Below are 18,631 nucleotides of genomic sequence, written 5' to 3'. Positions count from 1 at the left end.
GGTGGGGGCCCCCCCGCCTGCTCTCCCCGGGGGGGGGCGGGCCCGCGGGCCCCCCGCCCGGGGTGGGGGGTGAAGGCGTCGCCTCTTGATTTAAGGAGTGAGATAAGGGGAGCGTCAATACCTTGGTACGGACCAGCAGTTGAAGCTGTCCGGCTATGCGCCCTTGGTCTGCTTGGTCTGCTTGGTGGTCCGGCGCGGCAGCCGCTCGCGCGCGTGCACCGCCCGGCCCAGCCGCCGCCCCAGCAGGACGTAGCCGATCAGCGCACCGGCCGTGTTGAGGATGACGTCGTCGATGTCGAACGCGCGCCCCTCGACCAGGGCCCCTTGTGCGAACTCCACCAGCAGCATGACCACGGCCGTCAGCAGCAGCACCCGCAGCAGCCCACGGGCCCGCGGCGCGACCACCGGGACGAGGATGCCGAACGGAACGCCCAGCAGCACGTTGCCGCCTATCTGCTTCACCGCGTCCCGCAGCGCCGGCTGGTCCAGATAGGTGTGCAGCGTGCTCCCCGGATGCAGGTTGGTGTGCGCCATGGACACCGAGGCGGGGGAGGGCTCCAGGGTCAGCTTGGCCAGCACCACGGCGAACGCCACCATGAAGCCGAAGGCGCACAGCATCGCCAGCACCCGCAGTGGCCAGGGCATGACGGACCGCTCGGTGCGGGGCGGTCGCGACGCGCGCGCGGCCTTGCCGCCCTTCGGCGGCTTCTCGGCCTTCTTGCCCTTCGAGGGCTTGCCGGCCTTGTCGTTCTTCGGGGACTTGGCGTTCTTCGGGTCGTCCTTCCCCGACTTGGTCGTACGCAGGCGTATCGCTGAACGTGGGTTCAAGGCTGCCCGGGCCATCAGGTCCTCCAGTCTTCAACTTACCTGCGTTCTAAGGCGGTTACCCGCTGTGCCCCGGAGGATGCAGCCGTACCGCCGGATCCGGACGACACGGCTGTGCGTTTCCCTTCCCGCCACAGGGGCACTCCGGGCGCATGAGCCCGCGTACGACGTTTCTCGCCGCCGCCGAGCTGGCGGCCTGGTGGGCGGGTTTCGCCCTGCTGTGGCTGGTGCTCATCAGCACCGTGGACACGCTGGAGCGCGTGGTCGGCGCGGCCGCCGCGGGCCTCGGCGCCCTCGCGGCACGGTCCGCGCGCCGGGCGGTGAGCGGACCGTGAACGGCTGGACGCCCGCCGCGACCGTCGGCCTCGCCGGCGGCCTGGGGACCGCCCTGTGGGGCGTGGCCACCGGGCCGCTGCGCCGCCGGGTCGTCGCCCAGAACCTCTCCACCGCCCTCGCCTGCCCCGGCCTGCTCCTGCTCTCCCAGGCCTACGGCCGCCCGTCCTACGTCGACCTCGGCCTGGTCCTGGCCCTGCTCGGCCCCGTCGGCACGCTGGTCTTCGCGCGGCTGCTCGCCGACGAGCTGGCCGAGGACCCGCCGCGTGCCTGGGGGGCTGACCTGGGCGGTCGCCGGCCTCGGCGCGGTGACGGTGATCGCGCTGTGCGTGGCGACCGGGCCGAGCCGGGCCATGGTCAAGCTGCTGGTGATCGGGGCGCTGCTGATCGGCGGGAACGTGGTCGCCTCCCGTGCGCTGTCCGGCGGTTTCCGGGGGGTCCGCCGTGGCTGACGCGGTGATCGTGGTCGCGCTGCTGCTCGTCGCGGCATCCGCGACCGTGGCGGTGGCGACCCGCGACCCGGTCCGCCAGGCCCTCGTCCTCTCCGTGCTCGGCGTCGTCCTCGCCGTCCTGTTCACCGTCCTGCAGGCACCCGACGTCGGCCTGTCGCAGCTGGCCGTGGGCTCCGCGCTGACCCCCCTGCTGCTGATGCTGACCGTCCGCAAGGTCAGGCGACGCGGACAGGAGAAGGGACGCGGACGATGACCCGGCGCGCCCGGCTGTGGCTCCTGCTGGCGGGCGCCGCCGGCCTCGCCGTCCTGCTCGCCGCCGCCTGCCTCAAGTTGCCGGCCTTCGGCGGCGACCACCACCCGTACGGCGACCGGGCGGTGCGCGCCTCCCTCGCCCGGCACACCGCCAACACCATCTCTTCCGTCAACTTCGACCAGCGCGCCTTCGACACCCTCGGCGAGATGACCATCCTGTTCGCCGCCGTGCTGGGCTGCGTGGTGCTGCTGCGGCAGACCCGCGACGAACACCGCGCCCGCCCCGAACCCGCCGAGGTGGCCCTGCCGGTGCGCCGCTACGCCCTGATCGTCCTGCCCGTCGCCCTGGTCAGCGGCCTGTACGTCGTCGCGCACGGCCAGCTCAGCCCCGGCGGCGGCTTCCAGGGCGGCGTCGTCGCCGCGACCGCCCTCCACCTGCTCTACCTCGGCGCCGACTACCGCGCCCTCGAACGCGTCCGCCCGGTCGGCCGCTACGAGGTCGGCGACGCGCTCGCCGCCTCCGCCTACCTCGTCACCGGCCTCGCGGGCCTCATCGGCTCCAGCGCCTTCCTCGCCAACACCTTCCTGCCGTACGGCACCTTCAACACCCTGTCCTCCGGCGGCACCGTTCCGCTCCTCAACGCGGCCATCGGCATGGAGGTCGCCTGCGCGGTCGTCGTGCTGCTCGCCCGCTTCCTGGACCAGGCCGTCGAGATCGAGGGGGAGGGCGGGTCGTGAGCGCCGTGATGGACGTACTGCCGTACCTGATCGCCGGGTGGGTCTTCCTGGTCGGCTGCTACGGCCTCGCCACCAGCCGCAACCTCATCCACGCCGTCGGCTGTCTGTCCGTCTGCCAGGCCGGCACCTATGTGCTGCTCCTCGCCGTCGGTTACCGCGACAAGGCCACCGCGCCCGTGTACTCCGACATCAAGCCCGGCTCCCGGCCGGTCGTCGACCCGGTCGTCCAGGCGCTGACCCTCACCGACGTCGTCGTGGGCGCCACCGTCACCGCCCTGCTGCTCGCCCTCGTCGTCCAGATCTCCAAACGCCACGACACCGTCGACCCCGACGAACTCTCCGAGCTGCGCGGCTGATGAACGACCTGCTGCCCCTCCTGGTCGCCGTGCCCCTGCTCGGCGCCGCCCTCCTGGTCGCCGCCGGCCGCCGTATGCCCAGGGCCGTCGCCGAGTCCGTGGGCTGCGCCGTGTCCGCCGGTACGGCCGGGCTGGCGATCGTCCTGCTCCTCGACTCCTCGCCGCCCATGACCGAATGGGTCGGCGGCTGGACGCCCCGGAACGGCGAGAGCGTCGGCATCGTCCTGACCGGGGACGGGCCCGGCCTCGGCATGGCCGCGCTCGCCTCACTGCTCACGCTCGCGGCACTGGCGTACTCCTGGCACTACTTCGACGAGCCACCCCGCCGCCACGCGGGCTCCTTCCCCGCGCTGATGCTGGTCTTCCAGGGCGCCATGTGCGGCTTCTCGCTGGCCGGGGACCTGTTCAACGCGTTCGTGTGGTTCGAGCTGATGAGCGTCGTCGCCTACGCGCTGACCGGCACCCGGGTCGAGGAGGCCAGGGCCGTGCAGGGCGCCCTGACCTTCGGGGTGGTCAACTCGCTGGGCGCGTACGCCATGCTCATGGGCATCGGCCTGCTGTACGCCCGCACCGGCGAGCTGTCCATGACCCAGATCGGGCGGGGACTGGACGGGCACGGCGGGCCCGACGCGCTCACCCTCGCGGCCTTCGTGCTGGTCGTGACCGGTCTGCTGGTCAAGGCCGCCGCCGTGCCCTTCCACTTCTGGCTGCCCGACGCCCACGCGGTGGCCCCCACCCCGGTGTGCATGCTGCTGTCGGGCGTCATGGTCGAACTCGGCGTCTACGGCGTCTGGCGGGTGTACGCCACCGTGTTCTCCGGGCCCGGCGGGGTACCGGCCGCCGACCTGCAACGGGCGCTCGTGGTGCTCGGCGCGCTCACGGCGGTGATCGGCGCCGTGATGTGCTGGTTCCAGCGGCACATCAAACGGCAGCTGGCCTTCTCCACCGTCGCCCACACGGGCCTGTTCCTGATCGGCATCGGGGTGCTGACGCCGGAGGGCGACGACGGGGTCGCGCTGTACGTCCTCGGCCACGCCGGAGTGAAGGCCGCCCTGTTCGCCTGCACCGGCATCCTGCTCGACCGCTTCGGCAGCGTCGACGAGTACACCCTGCACGGACGCGCCCGGCGGCTGCGCGGCGTCGCCGTACTGTACGGCCTCGGGGGCCTCGGGCTCGCCGGGCTGCCGCCCTTCGGCACCGGGCTCGGCAAGGCCGTCACCGAGGAGGCAGTGGGCGCCCCGCTCACCGTGCTGTACGTCGCCGCGAGCGCCCTGACCGGCGCCGCCGTGCTGCGCGTGACCGCGCGGGTCTTCTTCGGCCTCGGCCCCAGGCCCGCGGCGGACTCGGAGTACGAGACGACCGGCTCCGGCGAGCAGCCCGAGACCGGGCACCGCCTCGGCCGGGTCCCGGACACCATGACGGCGGTGCCCGCGCTGCTGCTCGCCGCGGCGCTCGCCGTCGGTGTCGTCCCCGGCTTCGCCGCCGTGGTCGGGCACGCCATGAGCGAGGCCGGGTCCGGTGGGGTCGTGGTCTCGGACCCGCACTGGACACCGGCCGGTGTGCTGCTGGGACTCGCCTCGACCGTGCTGGCCGTGGGCCTCGCGGCCCTCGCCGTGGTCCGGCCGAAGCTCCTCGCCGGCGCCTACCGCGCCTCGCGGCTGCGGCACCTGCAGTCCGGGCACGTGGGGGACTACGTGGCCTGGCTGCTGGCCGGTGCCGTGCTGCTCGGCGCGCTGGCGCTGCCGGGGATCATGGGCGCCTGATCAGCTCTGGTAGGAGACGTGCACCTCCTTGAAGCCGAGGGAGTGCAGCAGGCCCTCCAGCATGTCCGTGGTGTTGGTCTCGGCCCGCTTGGTCAGACCGCTGTCCTTGGCCGCCTCGCCGATGTGCTTCACGGCGAGCTTCTGCACGGCCTGCTCGCTGTTGGGGTTGTCCGAGAAGAAGTCGCCGAGGCGGTCGAGGAGACCGCGCTGCTTGGAGACGGCGTAGGAGCGGTCCGGGTCGAGGGCCGGCTTGCCGAGGGCTGCGTGCGGCAGCCGGAGGGTCGCCGACGTGCGGTCGCCGTTGACCGTCACGTCGTCCTTGGCGACCTTGCCGAGGTCGACGTACGCGTCCACGGTGCCCGCCCCGACGTACAGGACGCGGGAGCCGCGGATCGCGTCGGGCAGGTACTTGGTGTCCTTCTCCAGGTCCACGACGACCTGGAAGTTGCCGGAGGCGGCGTCGTAACGGCTCATGTCCTGGATGGACTGGAGCAGTGCGGGTCCCGAGCGGTCGTGCGTCTCCGTGCCGAACAGGTCCTTGAGGCCCGGCAGCACGGCCAGCCGGATCCCGGCGAAGAACACCGCGATCACCAGCACGACGGCGGCGACCACCTTCGCCCAGCCGGGCATGCGCCTGGACACGCGCCTGATGGGAGTCGTCATGGCGACGGTCCTCCTTCCTGACTACTTCAACGAATGCCCGCCAAAGCCCTTGGCAGACCGCCGCGTTGGCCGAACGCCGCCCTTGGTCGAGGCATGCGGGGCGCACTAGCGTGGAGGACCTGTCCGTACCGGCACGTCTGGAGTCCCGGATGAGTACAGACAGCACGTCCCGGCCCCTGTGTCCCATGCACCGCGTCGACCTCCCCGAGGCGGCCCCGCCCCGGCCCGCCACCCTCGCCACCGGCACCCCTGTGTGGCTGGTGACCCGGTACGCGGACGTACGTCAGGTGCTCATGGACCCGCGCTTCGACCGCAGTTCGCTGCACGCACCGGACGCCCCGCCGCTGCTCGTCGTACCGAATCTGCTGGACGATCCGAACGGGATGGTCAACCTGGACGGCGAGCCGCACCAGCGGCTGCGCGGGACCGTGCAGCGGGCGTTCACGCCCCGGGCGATCTCGCGCTGGCGGCCCTGGGTGGCCTCGGTCGTCGACGCGCTGCTCGACGACTTCGCCGCGCGGGACCGACCCGCCGACATCATCGAGGGGTTCACCCGGCCGCTGCCCGTCTCGGTGATCTGCCGGCTGATGGGGCTCGACGACCTGGACCGCGAGCGCATCCGCCACTGGGCCGACCACGCGCTCTCGGGAGGCGCGCACACGCGTGAGGAAGTCGTGGCCGCGATGACCGAGTTCGGGGCGTTCGGCGCCCAGCTGATCGACGAGCGGCGGAAGTCACCCGGCGACGACCTGGTCAGCAGCCTCGTGGCGGCGGGTGACGGGCTCGGGATCGACGAACGGCAGCTGGTGTGCGGGCTGGTCGTGGCCGGACACGAGACCACCATGACGGCCCTCGGGAACATCGTCGTCTACCTGCTCACCGACCGGCAGGACGCTTGGGCGGGGCTCGCCGAGGACGAGGACGCGGCGGCCACCGCGGCCGAACAGCTGCTGCGGGCCGTCCCGCTGAGCGAGGGGCGGGTGCTGCCCGGCCTGATCCGCCGGGCCGTGGAGGACACCGACTTGGGCGGTGTGACGATCCCGGCGGGCGGTGTGGTCGCCGTGCAGACCGTCTCCGCGAGCCGCGACCCCGACGTCTTCCCGCCGGGGCCGCCCGACCTCTTCACACCGCTCACCTCGCCCAGCGTGATCTTCGGCGCCGGCCCGCACCACTGCCTCGGCGCCTGGCTCGCCCGCCTGGAACTCGGCCTGGCCCTGCACCGCCTCGCCGCCCGCTTCCCGGGCCTGCGCGCCGAGTTCACGGCCGAGACGATCGAGTGGCGGGAGGGCCAGATGACCCGCAGCCCACGCCGGCTGCCGGTGTCCTGGTGAACAACCCCTAGTGCGGCCGCAGTTCCCGGTCGCCCGAGGGCCGCGACCACCACACCCCCTCGCCGTGCGTGAGCCCCGGCAGACGCAGCTCCACCTCCCGCACCCGGCGGGCCGGCAGCTCCCCGGTGATCACCCAGGAGGCCGACCCGCCCGTGGTACCGGTGAACTCGGTGCCGCACGAGGCGAGTTGGGCCGTCACGGGGGCCAGCGCGTCGAGCGGGACCTCGGTCTCGAAGGCGTGATACGGCTCGTAGAGCCTGGTACCGGCCGCCTCCAGGGCCCGGCGCAGCACGACCGGGGTGAGGCCGCGGAAGTCGGCCGCCGTACTGATCGGGGCACAGAAGCCGGACCGGATCAGCGTGACCCGGTAGTCCGTCACCGGCGCGCCGGTCAGCCCGCTGAGCATGGTCGGGTGCACGGTGTCCTCGATGGCCTGGTGGAAGGCGCGGGGGAGTGCGCCGAGTTCCGTCTCGTACGTGAACACCGCGCCAGAGCCGTGCGGTCCCGGCTCGACGCGCAGCCCGATGGTCGCCCAGTAGCGGGTGCCGAGGTGCCACGGCATCTCCGCCGAGGCCTCGCCGACGCCGCGCGGCCGCTCCAGGAAGCGGACCCGGCCCGGCCCGAAGTCGGCCTCGACGCCGAAGTCCTGGACGAGCGTCGCCGCGAGCACCTCCAACTGGACCTCGCCGTACAGGAGCAGCGCGGTGGCGCCTTCGGCCGCGGGCCGGGCGTGGATCAGCGGGTCCTGGTCGGCGAGGGCGAGGAGGGCCGTGCGCAGGTGCGCCGACTGCTCGGGGCGGCGGGCCCGCGCGAGGGTCTCCAGCGTCGGCGGCGCGAACTGCGGGGCACGGTCGCCGAGTTCGCCGAGCCGGTCACCCACGCGGACACCGGACAGGCCGGTGATCGCCGCGATGTTCCCGGCCGTGAGCGGCCCGGAACGGCCGATGACATCAAGGCGGTTGGCCCGCCCGGGGACCTCGGTGGTCCGGCCGTCGGCCTCGCGCCGCAGCAGTGTCAGCCGCTGACGAGGCGTCACCTCACCCTCGTACAACCGCAGATACGCCGTCCGCTCGCCGCCCGGTCCCGGACGTACCGCGAACACCGTGCCGCGCGGTTCGGTGCCCGCGGTCGCGGGGGCCGGCGGGATCAGCCGGACGACTCCCTGGATGAGTTCGGCGACGCCCTGGCCGCCGAGCGCCGAGCCGAAGTAGAGCGGGTGGAAGCTGCCGTCGGCGGTGCGTGCGGCCAGGGCCTTGCGCAGGTCGTCCGGGGTGGGTGCGGGGCCGTCCACGACCGCCGCGAGGACGTCCGCGTCGACCTCGGCGAGCGCCTCGGCCAGCAAGGGGTCCCCGGGCGGACAGGGCGTCACGCGAGCGCCGGCGGTCCCGATGCCCGTCACCTCCACGAGCGGGGCGACGTACGGAGTCAGTCTGCGGCGGATGTCGGTGAGCAGTTCACCCGATCGGGCGCCGGCTCGGTCGATTTTGTTGACGAACACCAGCGTGGGCAGCCGCAGCCTGCGCAGCGTCCGCATCAGCACGCGGGTCTGCGCCTGGACGCCCTCCACGGCGGAGAGCAGCAGCACCGCGCCGTCCAGGACCTCCAGGGCGCGCTCGACCTCGGCGATGAAGTCGGAGTGCCCGGGGGTGTCGATCAGGTTGACCTGGGTGTCGCCGACGGTGAAGGCGGCCACCGCGGAGCGGATGGTGATGCCGCGCCGGCGCTCGATCTCGCCGTCGTCCGTGCGGGTGTCACCGGCGTCGACGCTGCCGAGCCGGTCGATCGCGCCGTGGTCGAACAGCAGCCGCTCGGTGAGGCTGGTCTTACCGGCGTCGACGTGGGCCAGAATTCCGATGTTCAGGGTGTGCATACGGGGTCGCGTCCTCGAGAACCGTGGGCCTGTGGAAGGGCTGGGGGATTCCGAGGAGTCGGCGCATGCGAGGGATCCTGACGTGAGGGAACACGGACGGCGCCATGATGGCGTGCCGGCGGTGGCCCGGCGCAAGCGAATTACGGCGGCCACGGCGGGAGGCCCCCGGTCATGACCATGCGAGGAGCGACCGTGCGAGACATCTCCGTGTTCAGCGGCAGTGCCCACCCCGAGCTGGCCGCCGAGGTCTGCGCGCACCTCGGCGTACCGCTCAGCCCCACCCGGGTCAGCCGCTTCGCCAACGACTGTCTGGAGGTGCAGCTCCAGGCCAACTGCCGGGAGCGGGACGTCTTCCTGATCCAGCCGCTGGTCAAGCCGGTCCAGGAGCACCTGGTGGAGCTGCTGCTGATGTGCGACGCGGCCCGCGGGGCGTCGGCGGCCCGGATCTCCGTCGTCATGCCGCACTACTCCTACGCCCGCTCCGACAAGAAGGACGCGCCCCGTATCTCGCTGGGCGGCCGGCTCGTCGCCGACCTGATGGTGGCGGCCGGGGCGAGCCGCGTCCTGGCCATGACCCTGCACTCGCCCCAGGTGCACGGCTTCTTCTCGGTGCCGGTCGACCATCTGCACGCCCGGCGTGAACTGGCCGCCCACTTCCGCCGGTACGACCTGTCCCGTACGACCGTCGTCTCCCCGGACCTGGGCAACGCCAAGGAGGCGGCCGCGTTCGCGCGGATGGTCGGCGCCCAGGTGGCCGCAGGCGCCAAGCAGCGGTACGCGGACGACCGGGTCTCCATCAGCTCGGTGATCGGCGAGGTGACCGACCGGGACGTGATCGTGCTGGACGACGAGATCGCCAAGGGCAGTACCGTCCTCGAACTCCTCGACAGGCTGCGGGAGTTGGGCCCGCGCTCGATCCGAGTGGCCTGCACGCACGGCCTGTTCGCGGACGGGGCGCTCAAGCGGATCGGCGAGCAGCCCGACGTACTGGAGATCGTGTGCACCAACACCGTGCCGGTCCCGGAGGAGGAGCGGACCGAGAAGCTGCGGATCCTGACCGTCGCCCCGGCCCTGGCGGAAGCCGTGCGCCGCATTCACAACGGTGAGTCGGTCAGCGCCCTGTTCGACGCGCCGCGAAGCGAATAGACATGAGGTAGCGGAGCAACGCTGGCATCAACCGGATGCTCAGGAGGGGTTGCAGTGGCGAAGGCGAAGTTCGAGCGGACCAAGCCGCATGTGAACATCGGCACCATCGGTCACATCGACCATGGCAAGACGACGCTCACCGCGGCCATCACGAAGGTGCTGCACGACAGGTTTCCCGACCTGAACCCGTTCACGCCCTTCGACCAGATCGACAAGGCTCCCGAGGAACGGCAGCGCGGCATCACGATCTCGATCGCCCACGTCGAGTACCAGACCGAGCACCGGCACTACGCGCACGTCGACTGCCCCGGGCACGCCGACTACATCAAGAACATGATCACCGGCGCGGCCCAGATGGACGGCGCGATCCTGGTCGTCGCGGCCACGGACGGGCCGATGCCGCAGACCAAGGAACACGTGCTGCTGGCCCGGCAGGTCGGCGTGCCGTACATCGTCGTCGCCCTCAACAAGACCGACATGGTGGACGACGAGGAGATCCTGGAGCTCGTGGAGCTGGAGGTGCGCGAGCTGCTGACCGAGTACGAGTTCCCCGGCGACGACGTGCCGGTCGTCAAGGTCTCCGCGCTCAAGGCCCTGGAGGGCGACCCGCAGTGGACCCAGTCGGTGCTCGACCTGCTGGAGGCGGTCGACACGGCGGTCCCGGAACCGCAGCGTGACGTGGACAAACCGTTCCTCATGCCCATCGAGGACGTCTTCACCATCACCGGCCGCGGCACCGTCGTCACCGGCCGGATCGAGCGCGGGGTGCTGCACGTCAACAACGAGGTCGAGATCATCGGCATCCACGAGCAGAAGACGAGGACGACGGTCACCGGCATCGAGATGTTCCGCAAGCTGCTCGACGAGGGCCGGGCCGGGGAGAACGTCGGTCTCCTGCTGCGGGGCGTCAAGCGTGAGGACGTGGAGCGCGGGCAGGTCGTCATCAAGCCCGGCACGGTCACCCCGCACACGGAGTTCGAGGGGCAGGCGTACATCCTGTCGAAGGACGAGGGCGGCCGGCACACGCCGTTCTTCGAGAACTACCGTCCGCAGTTCTACTTCCGTACGACGGACGTGACGGGCGTGGTGACGCTCCCCAAGGGCACCGAGATGGTCATGCCGGGCGACAACACCAGCATCAACGTCGTGCTGATCCAGCCCATCGCGATGGAGGAGGGCCTGAAGTTCGCGATCCGCGAGGGCGGCCGGACGGTGGGCGCCGGGCAGGTGACGAAGATCCTCAAGTAGCGGCCGTCAGCGGACGGTCATAACGAGCCGGACGTGGCCTCGGGCTGGCCCAGGGCCGCGTCCAGGTTCGCGTGCGCGGGCAGCAGCTTGGCCAGGCCGGTGACCCGCATGATGCGCAGGGTGAGCGGATGCGTGCACACGAGCCGCAGCTCCCCGTCCTGGTCGAGGACCCGGCGCCGGGCCCGGTAGAGCAGGCGCAGCCCGGAGCAGTCGAAGAAGTCCACCCGCCGCAGGTCGATCACCAGCCGGACCTCGGGGTGCGCGGTCACCCGGTCCAGATACGGCGCGATCTCCACCGCCGCGGCGATGTCGATCTCGCCCCGGAACTCCAGCACCGTGTGTCCCCGGTCGCGGTGGACGCGCAGATGCCGGGTGAGCGGCGCAGGCTCCTGCTCCACGACGACATCGCCTCCAACCTGCTCCGTCCGCTGCGGTGTTGCAGGTCACCGGGGGCCCGGGTGACGTCGTTGAAGCGAGCGTATGAGCGCAGGCCTGTCCCCCGGGTCCCGAGTGAGCGCAAAACCGTTCCCCGCCCTGCAAGTTACCCTCGATCGAGTGAATTTGAGCATGTTCGATTGACATATGTCTTCGAATTGCGACGGAGGGTTCCTGCGACTGGCGTGGCCGGACTACGACAGGGCGTGCCAGGCCTTGGACAGCGCCTGGCGGAACTGCTCGGTCTGGTGGGCCGTGAGGTCGCTCACCATCCGCTCCTCCAGCTCCCGCACCGGCCCCGCGCACTGCCCGAGCAGCTCCCGCCCGGCTTCGGTCAGCAGGATCAGCAGCTCGCGCCGGCTCTGCGGATTGCGCTCCCGGCGCACCAGCCCCCGGTTCTCCAGGGACCGCACCAGGTCGGCGATGGACTGCGCGGTGACGAACGAGTCCCGCGCCAGCTGCGCGGCCGACAGTCCGTCGTGCCGCTCCAGGACGGTGAGCGCGGTGTACTGCAGCGCGGTGATCCCGGAGGGCCGGACCAGCTCGTCCAGGTGCGATCGCACCACGAGCTCCACTTGCTTCACCATGTAGAGCAGGGACGGAGATGTCTTGGTCGCCTGGGAATCGAGCATGAGTTCAGCGTAGAGCATTGACAGGAAACCTGTCTGTAATGAAACTGCGAACCAACAGGAATCCTGTTGGTTGAAATCTTGGCGAAGAGGCTGAGGAGCGGTGATGACCACCTTCGAGATCGAACCCGGACGGCTGTTCATCGGGGGCCAGTGGCGCGATGCCGCCGACGGAGCGCGCACCGAGGTGGTCGACCCGTCCCGGGGCGCGGTCGTCACCACCGTCGCGGAGGCGGGCGCCGCCGACGTGGACGCGGCCGTGCGCGCCGCCCGGGAGGCCTTCGACAGCGGCACGTGGTCGGGGCTGAGCGGCCGGGAGCGCGGCCGGATCCTGCACCGGGTCGCCGAGCTGATCCGCGAGAACGCCGACGAGCTGGCCCACCTGGAGAGCCTGGACGTCGGCAAGCCCATCTCGCTCTGTCACGCCGTCGACATCGCGAACGCGGCCAACGACTACGAGCACTTCGCCGCCCTCGCCTACTCCCTGGACGGCGCGATCCGCGACACCCCCATGAACGCCCTCGCCTACACCAAGCGCGAGGCGATCGGCGTGGTCGCCGCGATCACGCCCTTCAACTTCCCGCTGATCCTGGCGGGTTCGAAGATCGGCCCGGCGCTCGCGGCCGGCAACACCGTCGTCCACAAGCCCGCCGACGAGACTCCGCTCAGCGCCCTCTACATGGCCAGGCTGCTCCAGGAGGCGGGCGTCCCGGACGGCGTCGTCAACGTCGTCACCGGCAGCGGCCCGGTCGCCGGCGAGGCCCTGCTGCGCCACCGGGGCATCGACAAGGTCGCCTTCACCGGCTCCACCGCGATCGGCCGCCACGTCGCCGCCACCGCCGGGGAAGCCCTCAAGCCGGTCACCATGGAGCTCGGCGGCAACGCGGCCCACATCGTCTTCGAGGACGCCGACCTGGAGAAGGCCGTCGGCGCGATCATCAAGGCCTTCGTCTTCAACACCGGCCAGTTCTGCATGGGCGGCCCGCGCCTGCTGGTGGCCCGCCCGGTCTACAGCACTCTCCTCGGCATCCTCGGCGACGCCGTCCCCGGTGTCCCGGTCGGCGACCCGCGCAACCCCGAGACCGTCGTGGGCCCGATGGCGGGGGAGAAGCACCTGAAGAAGGTCGAGGAGTACGTCGACCTCGCCCGCAAGGAGGGCGGCCGCATCGTCTGCGGCGGCGAGCGCCTCGACCTCGACGGCGGCTACTACTACACGCCCACCGTGATCGCCGACCTGTCCAACGACGCCCGGGTCGTCCAGGAGGAGATCTTCGGCCCGGTCCTGACCGTGCAGCCCTTCGACACCGAGGACGAGGCGATCGAGCTCGCCAACTCCACGCCGTACGGCCTGGCTTCGGGCATCCAGACGCAGAACCTCGCCCGCGCCCACCGGATCGCCGACCGCCTCCAGGCCGGCATCGTCTGGATCAACGACTGGGCCATGCTCGATCCCGCGGTCCCCTTCGGCGGCGTCAAGGACTCCGGCTTCGGCCGCGAGTACGGCCCCGAGGCCCTCGCCGCCTACACCAAGGTCAAGTCCGTCGTCGTCTCGCTCGACTGAACCCGGCCGAATCCGGCTCGCTCCGGCTGAACACGCCCGAGAACCAAGGGAGTTCGTACGATGTCCATCCCCACCCGCGCCGCGGTCGTCGAGTCCGGCGGAGCGCCCTTCACCCTCGCCGACGTCGAGCTCGACGAGCCGGGGCCGCACGAGGCGGTCGTCCGCATGGTGGCCGTCGGCCTGTGTCACACCGACCTCGGGGTCGCCGGCGGCGGCCTGCCCTTCCCGCTGCCGGGAGTCCTCGGCCACGAGGGCGCGGGCGTCGTCGAGGTCGTCGGCCCGGCCGTCACCGGTGTCGCGCCCGGCGACCACGTCGTGCTGTCGTTCACCTCGTGCGGCGAGTGCCGCAACTGCAACGGCGGTCACCCGGCCTACTGCGCCACCTGGCTGCCGCTGAACCTCATCGGCGGCCGCCGCGCCGACGGCAGCAGCACCGTCAGCCGGGACGGGGAGCCGCTCGGCGGGCACTTCTTCGGCCAGTCCTCCTTCGCCGAGCGGGCGCTGGTCGACGAGCGCAGCCTCGTCAAGGTCGACGCGGACGTACCGCTGGAGTCCATCGCTCCGCTGGGCTGCGGAGTGCAGACCGGGGTCGGCGCCGTCTGGAACGTGCTGAAGCCGGTCACCGGCGGCACGATCGTCGTCCTCGGCGCCGGAGCCGTCGGCCTCTCCGCCGTCATGGCCGCCGCGCTCACCCCCGCCACCCGGATCGTCGCCGTCGACAAGGTGGCCGAACGCCTCTCCCTGGCAAAGGAGTTGGGCGCCACCCACACCGTCAACGTCGGCGAGGCCGACCTCGGCGAGGCGCTCGTCGGGATCACCGACGGCCAGGGCGCTGACGGCATCGTCGAGACCACCGGCAGCGTCGCCGTGCTGCGCCAGGGCGTCGACGCGCTCGCCGCCCGCGGCACCCTGGTCGTCGTAGGGGCACCGCCGTTCGGCACCGAAGTCGCCCTGGACGTCAACGGGTTGCTCGGCGGCAAGCAGATCGTCGGGCTCACCCTGGGCGACGCCGAGACGCAGTCCTTCATCCCGTCCCTCGTGCGGCTGGTGAAGGAGGGAAGGCTGCCGCTGCACCGCCTGATCAGCACCTATCCGTTCGCGGACATCGACCAGGCGGTGCGGGACATGGGCGCGGGCAAGGCCATCAAGCCCGTGCTGACGTTCTGAGTCAGCCGACCGTCAGGACCAGCTTCCCCGTGGTCCGGCCGGTGTCGCCGAGCCTGTGTGCCTCGGCGGCATCGGCCAGCGGGAAGGTGCCGGCGATCGCGGGGCGCAGCTTCCCCGCCTCCACCAGCTCCGCGATCGCCGTCATACCGGAGTGCGAGGCGTCCACGAGCATCCGCAGCGAGCGGACGCCGAGCCGCTCGGCCTCCTCGTGGAACTCGCTCCCGCCGACCGGGAGGATCGACACCGCGATCCCGCCCGGGCGCAGCACCCGCAGCGAGCGCGTGGACGTCTCGCCGCCGATCGTGTCCAGGACGACGTCGACGTCCTTGACGGCCTCGGCGAAGTCCGTCTCCCGGTAGTCGACCGTCTCGTCCACGCCGATCCCGCGCAGGAACTCGTGCTTGCCCGCGCTCGCGGTGCCGATCACATACGCGCCGCGCGCCTTGGCGATCTGCACGGCCACATGCCCGACCCCGCCCGCGGCGGCATGGACCAGCACACGCTGCCCCGTCTGCACACCGGCGTACTCGACCAGGGCCTGCCAGGCGGTGAGGGAGACCAGGGGCAGCGCGCCCGCCTCCGTGTGGTCGACGGAGGCCGGCTTGTGCGCGAACCAGCGCGCCGGGGCGCTCACGTACTCGGCGTGCGAGCCGTGGCCCCACGGGTAGGCCAGCATGCCGAAGACCTCGTCGCCGGGCCGGAAGCGGGCGACGCCGACGCCGACCGCCTCCACCACGCCGGAGACGTCCCAGCCCAGGACGAAGGGCGGCTCGCCCAGGAATCCGCCGGTCGCGCGGTGCTTCCAGTCGGTCGGATTGACGCCGGCCGCGCGGACGCGGACCAGCACCTCGTTCGCCCGCGGTTCGGGGCGCGGAACTTCAACCACCTTCAGGACCTCGGGACCGCCCAGGACGTCCTGGCTGATGGCTCGCATCGTGTTCACAGTGCTCATGGTGAACCAGCCTGCCGGGCGCCGCCCCACAAGGAAATGGCACGATTGCCAACCTTCGATAAGATCGTGCCATGAGTGGTGAACGGCAGGTGGAACGGGTCGTGGTGCTGGCCCTGGACGGCGTGTACCCCTTCGAGCTGGGCATCCCCAGCCGCATCTTCGGCGCTGCCGACGGCCGGTACGAGGTGATGACGTGCAGCGTCGACGGCCAACCGGTGCGCACCTGCGCCGACTTCACGATCGGCGTGGAGCACGGGCCCGAGGTCCTCGCCACGGCCGGCACGGTGGTGGTCACCTCCATGACGCCCACGCGGATCCCCGCCGAACTGCCGGCCGAGGTCGCCGCCGCGCTCGCCCGCATCCGCCCGGACGCCCGGATCGTCTCCATCTGCACGGCCGCGTTCGTCCTCGCGGCGGCGGGCCTGCTCGACGGCCGCCGGGCCACCACGCACTGGCAGCTGACCGACGCGTTCCGGCAGCGCTACCCACAGGTCGAGCTCGACCCCGACGTCCTCTTCGTCGACGACGGCCGCGTCCTCACCTCGGCCGGCGCCGCCTCCGGTGTCGACATCTGTCTGCACATCGTCCGCACCGACCACGGCAGCGAGCTGGCCAACGCCGTGGCCCGCCGCTGTGTCGTACCCCCGTTCCGGGACGGCGGCCAGGCCCAGTACATCGAGCAGCCGGTCCCGGACAGCGGCGCCGCCGACACGGCCGCCACCCGCGCCTGGGCCCTGGAGCGCCTGGACGAGAACCTCACGCTGGCCGACCTCGCCGGCCACGCCCGGATGAGCCTGCGGACCTTCGCCCGCCGCTTCAACGACGAGGTGGGCCTCAGCCCCGGCCGCTGGATCGTCCAGCAGCGGGTCGCCCGCGCCCGGCAGCTGCTGGAGTCGAGCGACCTGTCCGTCGACCAGATCGCCGGACAGGTCGGCTTCGCGACCGGCGCCTCGCTGCGCCAGCACCTGCACGCCGCGATCGGCGTCTCACCGCAGGCGTACCGCCGTACCTTCCGGACGGCGGCCCGCTAGCCGCGAACGTTCCGCACCGCCCTCGCGTCGAAGGACCGTAGGACGGCGAGCGGAACAAGGGGTGGGGGATGCGCGGAGGACTGGTGGCCATGACCGTGCTGGTCGCGTCGGCGGCGGTGGCGTGCGGCGGTGAGCAGGCCGCCCGGGAGGATCTCGTGGTCACCGGCACGGCCCCGGCCGTGCCCTACAGCGGGCCGCTGCACGTGCCCGCGAAGAACCTCGACGAGGACAGCGTCCGGGCCACCCGGATCGAGTCGGGCGCCGCGGGCCGGGCCCTGGAGTGCGACGGGGAGATCTACTCGGGCGGCGGCAGCGACCCGTGGAGCGAGGGCGACGGAGGCGCCACACCGGAGGAGGGTCTCCAGGCGTACTTCGACATCGAGCAGCCCGAAGTCCCGCACCACGGCTACCGGGTGGAGCGCCGGGAGACGGACCGCGTCCTGTACTCCTTCGACGTGAACGGCCGGACCAAGGTCGCCGTCGTCGTCGCCAAGGACCGGAAGAACAGGCCCGGTTGGGGCCCGGAGACCAGCGCCTCCTGCGACCCCGCCGAACTCCCGGCCAGCTTCACCGACCAGCAGTGGTACGAGATCTGGACCGACCGGCACGGCGAACGGGTGCCGATCACCAAGGTGAGCAGCAACGCGGGCCCGGAACACTGCGACTGGCAGAAGGCGCACTTCCTGTCCCTGGGGGAGGGGAAGAAGGGCAGGCTGTACGCCCGCGATCCCGACGGAGTGCTCCCGGAAGGCATGTTGACCTCCCCGTACGACGGCGATGTCCGTATGCCCGCCGACGCGCACGACACCGGATACCGCTACCACGGGCGGCAGTTGTGGCTGACGGACGACCCGGCCAGGGCCTACGTCCGCACCTCCCACGGCGTGGAGGCCTGGCCGCTGGTGAAGGAGGGCACGGCCTGCGCGTGAACCGTCACCGGCTCGCGTGCAGGGCCACCAGCAACTGCCAGACCTCGTCGGCGATTTGGCCGGCGTCACCCTCCAACAGCCCGTGCAGCCAGTCGGCCAGGACGCCCGCGAAGGTCGCGGCCACCGCCGAGGCGACCAGCGGGGCGTCCGCCGCACCCGCCCGGGTGCGCTCGCGCAGACTGTAGGCCCGCAGGTCCCGGTGGAGCACCCGGCCCAGCGGCCCGCCGCCGCCCGGCGCAAGCAACTCCCGGTACAGACCGGCATGCGGGGCGAGCGAGCCGAAGAACTCGGCCAGCGCGGGCGGCGCGTGCACCGGGTCCGGCCGGCCCGTCCAGGAGTGCAGCGCCTCCACCGCCTCCCGTACGACGTCCGCGCACGCGTCGACCGCCAGTGCCTCCAGGCCGTCGTAGTGGACGTAGAAGGTGGCCCGGCCGACCCCGGCCCGGCGCACCAGGGCGGCCACGCCGACCTCGGCGAGCGGTCGCTCGGCGCACTCCGCGAGCAGGGCCTCCCGCAGCCGGGCCCGGGTGCGCGCGGCCCGCGGGTCCTCGGGCGCGGGGCGGGTCACCGGGCGACGAGGACGGCGGCCAGGGCGAGTGCGCCGGGCAGGGCCTGCGCGAAGAGGATGCGGCGGTTGGCAGTCACGGCGCCGTAGACGCCCGCGACCACCACGCAGGACAGGAAGAACACCTGGGCGCGGAAGCCGGTCGGGTCCGCCGCGATCAGGCCCCACACCAGACCGGCCGCGAGGAACCCGTTGTAGAGCCCCTGGTTGGCGGCCAACGGCGCGGTCGCCCGCGCCATCTCCCGGTCGAACCCGTGCAGCCCCCTCCCGGGCTTCTTCTGCCACAGGAACATCTCCAGCACCAGGACGTAGGCGTGCAGGGCGGCCACCAGACCGACGAGCACGTTGGCCAGCGTCTCCATTACCGAGCTCCATTTCTTGGACA

General features: G+C 72.1%; 20 protein-coding genes and 1 pseudogene. 13 read left to right on the top strand and 8 right to left on the bottom strand.

The features are described from left to right. Positions 1–153 precede the first annotated feature (153 nt). On the bottom strand, positions 154–645 hold the full coding sequence (locus ABZ848_RS46770) for a VanZ family protein (RefSeq protein ID WP_360842409.1): 492 nt from the start codon (positions 643–645) through the stop codon (positions 154–156). A gap of 332 nt (positions 646–977) precedes the next feature. Here ABZ848_RS46770 and ABZ848_RS46765 point away from each other — a divergent pair, with 332 nt between their 5' ends. From ABZ848_RS46765 to ABZ848_RS46740, 6 genes and pseudogenes are all read left to right on the top strand, one after another. Then, on the top strand, positions 978–1,160 hold the full coding sequence (locus ABZ848_RS46765; RefSeq protein WP_360842400.1) for a hypothetical protein: 183 nt from the start codon (positions 978–980) through the stop codon (positions 1,158–1,160). After that, positions 1,157–1,610 (top strand): annotated as a pseudogene (locus ABZ848_RS46760) (MrpF/PhaF family protein). Before ABZ848_RS46765 ends, ABZ848_RS46760 begins: the two are co-directional and overlap by 4 nt. Then, positions 1,603–1,863, top strand: a complete 261-nt coding sequence (locus ABZ848_RS46755; protein WP_360842397.1) for a hydrogenase subunit MbhD domain-containing protein — start codon at positions 1,603–1,605, stop codon at positions 1,861–1,863. Before ABZ848_RS46760 ends, ABZ848_RS46755 begins: the two are co-directional and overlap by 8 nt. Then, complete coding sequence (locus tag ABZ848_RS46750) at positions 1,860–2,600, top strand: MnhB domain-containing protein (protein ID WP_360842394.1); 741 nt, start codon at positions 1,860–1,862, stop codon at positions 2,598–2,600. The genes ABZ848_RS46755 and ABZ848_RS46750 overlap by 4 nt, the downstream gene beginning before the upstream one ends. A gap of 8 nt (positions 2,601–2,608) precedes the next feature. After that, positions 2,609–2,956: a sodium:proton antiporter gene (locus tag ABZ848_RS46745; RefSeq protein WP_360842407.1), complete on the top strand. Its 348-nt coding sequence runs from the start codon at positions 2,609–2,611 to the stop codon at positions 2,954–2,956. Next, positions 2,956–4,719 (top strand): complex I subunit 5 family protein, encoded by a 1,764-nt coding sequence (locus ABZ848_RS46740; RefSeq protein ID WP_360842391.1) that lies wholly within the window; start codon positions 2,956–2,958, stop codon positions 4,717–4,719. The genes ABZ848_RS46745 and ABZ848_RS46740 overlap by 1 nt, the downstream gene beginning before the upstream one ends. On the opposite strand, the gene ABZ848_RS46735 is transcribed toward ABZ848_RS46740, so the two are convergent. Beyond that, on the bottom strand, positions 4,720–5,382 hold the full coding sequence (locus tag ABZ848_RS46735) for a DUF4230 domain-containing protein (RefSeq protein ID WP_360842389.1): 663 nt from the start codon (positions 5,380–5,382) through the stop codon (positions 4,720–4,722). A gap of 149 nt (positions 5,383–5,531) precedes the next feature. On the opposite strand from ABZ848_RS46735, the gene ABZ848_RS46730 reads away from it, so the two are divergent. After that, positions 5,532–6,713, top strand: a complete 1,182-nt coding sequence (locus tag ABZ848_RS46730) for a cytochrome P450 (RefSeq protein WP_360842385.1) — start codon at positions 5,532–5,534, stop codon at positions 6,711–6,713. A 7-nt stretch (positions 6,714–6,720) separates the two neighbouring features. Here ABZ848_RS46730 and otr(A) read toward each other — a convergent pair whose 3' ends face one another. After that, the gene (gene otr(A), locus ABZ848_RS46725; RefSeq protein ID WP_360842382.1) at positions 6,721–8,583 is read right to left on the bottom strand and encodes a tetracycline resistance ribosomal protection protein Otr(A); all 1,863 of its coding nucleotides are present in this window, start codon (positions 8,581–8,583) and stop codon (positions 6,721–6,723) included. A 192-nt stretch (positions 8,584–8,775) separates the two neighbouring features. Between otr(A) and ABZ848_RS46720 the strand changes: the two genes are divergently transcribed. Continuing rightward, positions 8,776–9,729: a ribose-phosphate pyrophosphokinase gene (locus ABZ848_RS46720; RefSeq protein ID WP_360842379.1), complete on the top strand. Its 954-nt coding sequence runs from the start codon at positions 8,776–8,778 to the stop codon at positions 9,727–9,729. 54 nt (positions 9,730–9,783) lie between these two features. Then, positions 9,784–10,977: an elongation factor Tu gene (gene tuf / locus ABZ848_RS46715; protein WP_360842377.1), complete on the top strand. Its 1,194-nt coding sequence runs from the start codon at positions 9,784–9,786 to the stop codon at positions 10,975–10,977. Positions 10,978–10,994: 17 nt separating this feature from the next. On the opposite strand, the gene ABZ848_RS46710 is transcribed toward tuf, so the two are convergent. Both ABZ848_RS46710 and ABZ848_RS46705 read right to left on the bottom strand, forming a co-directional pair. Continuing rightward, entirely contained in the window at positions 10,995–11,375 is a 381-nt protein-coding gene (locus ABZ848_RS46710; protein WP_360842374.1) for an anti-sigma factor antagonist, read from the bottom strand. Positions 11,376–11,606: 231 nt separating this feature from the next. After that, positions 11,607–12,044 carry a MarR family transcriptional regulator gene (locus ABZ848_RS46705; RefSeq protein ID WP_360842372.1) on the bottom strand — a complete coding sequence of 146 codons (438 nt, stop codon included), beginning with the start codon at positions 12,042–12,044 and terminating at the stop codon, positions 11,607–11,609. A gap of 103 nt (positions 12,045–12,147) precedes the next feature. Between ABZ848_RS46705 and ABZ848_RS46700 the strand changes: the two genes are divergently transcribed. Both ABZ848_RS46700 and ABZ848_RS46695 read left to right on the top strand, forming a co-directional pair. Then, a complete protein-coding gene (locus ABZ848_RS46700) occupies positions 12,148–13,602 on the top strand; it encodes an aldehyde dehydrogenase family protein (protein ID WP_360842369.1) in 1,455 nt (484 codons plus the stop codon). A 60-nt stretch (positions 13,603–13,662) separates the two neighbouring features. Continuing rightward, the gene (locus ABZ848_RS46695) at positions 13,663–14,769 is read left to right on the top strand and encodes an NAD(P)-dependent alcohol dehydrogenase (RefSeq protein ID WP_360842366.1); all 1,107 of its coding nucleotides are present in this window, start codon (positions 13,663–13,665) and stop codon (positions 14,767–14,769) included. Between the two features lies 1 nt (position 14,770). Here the strand turns inward: ABZ848_RS46695 and ABZ848_RS46690 are convergent, their stop codons facing one another. After that, positions 14,771–15,721 carry an NADP-dependent oxidoreductase gene (locus tag ABZ848_RS46690; protein ID WP_360842364.1) on the bottom strand — a complete coding sequence of 317 codons (951 nt, stop codon included), beginning with the start codon at positions 15,719–15,721 and terminating at the stop codon, positions 14,771–14,773. 71 nt (positions 15,722–15,792) lie between these two features. On the opposite strand from ABZ848_RS46690, the gene ABZ848_RS46685 reads away from it, so the two are divergent. Then, positions 15,793–16,752 (top strand): helix-turn-helix domain-containing protein, encoded by a 960-nt coding sequence (locus tag ABZ848_RS46685; RefSeq protein ID WP_360842361.1) that lies wholly within the window; start codon positions 15,793–15,795, stop codon positions 16,750–16,752. Positions 16,753–16,820: 68 nt separating this feature from the next. After that, the gene (locus tag ABZ848_RS46680) at positions 16,821–17,681 is read left to right on the top strand and encodes a hypothetical protein (protein ID WP_360842359.1); all 861 of its coding nucleotides are present in this window, start codon (positions 16,821–16,823) and stop codon (positions 17,679–17,681) included. Positions 17,682–17,685: 4 nt separating this feature from the next. On the opposite strand, the gene ABZ848_RS46675 is transcribed toward ABZ848_RS46680, so the two are convergent. Next, complete coding sequence (locus tag ABZ848_RS46675) at positions 17,686–18,249, bottom strand: TetR/AcrR family transcriptional regulator (protein WP_360842356.1); 564 nt, start codon at positions 18,247–18,249, stop codon at positions 17,686–17,688. Further along, positions 18,246–18,608: a DUF1304 domain-containing protein gene (locus ABZ848_RS46670; RefSeq protein WP_360842354.1), complete on the bottom strand. Its 363-nt coding sequence runs from the start codon at positions 18,606–18,608 to the stop codon at positions 18,246–18,248. Before ABZ848_RS46670 ends, ABZ848_RS46675 begins: the two co-directional genes overlap by 4 nt. Positions 18,609–18,631 lie beyond the last annotated feature (23 nt).

The sequence above is a fragment of the Streptomyces sp. NPDC047081 genome, from assembly GCF_040643775.1.
Classification (GTDB): Bacteria; Actinomycetota; Actinomycetes; order Streptomycetales; family Streptomycetaceae; genus Streptomyces.
The sequence above is the reverse complement of the archived record's forward strand: the minus strand, read 5'-3'. Positions and strand labels throughout refer to the sequence as shown.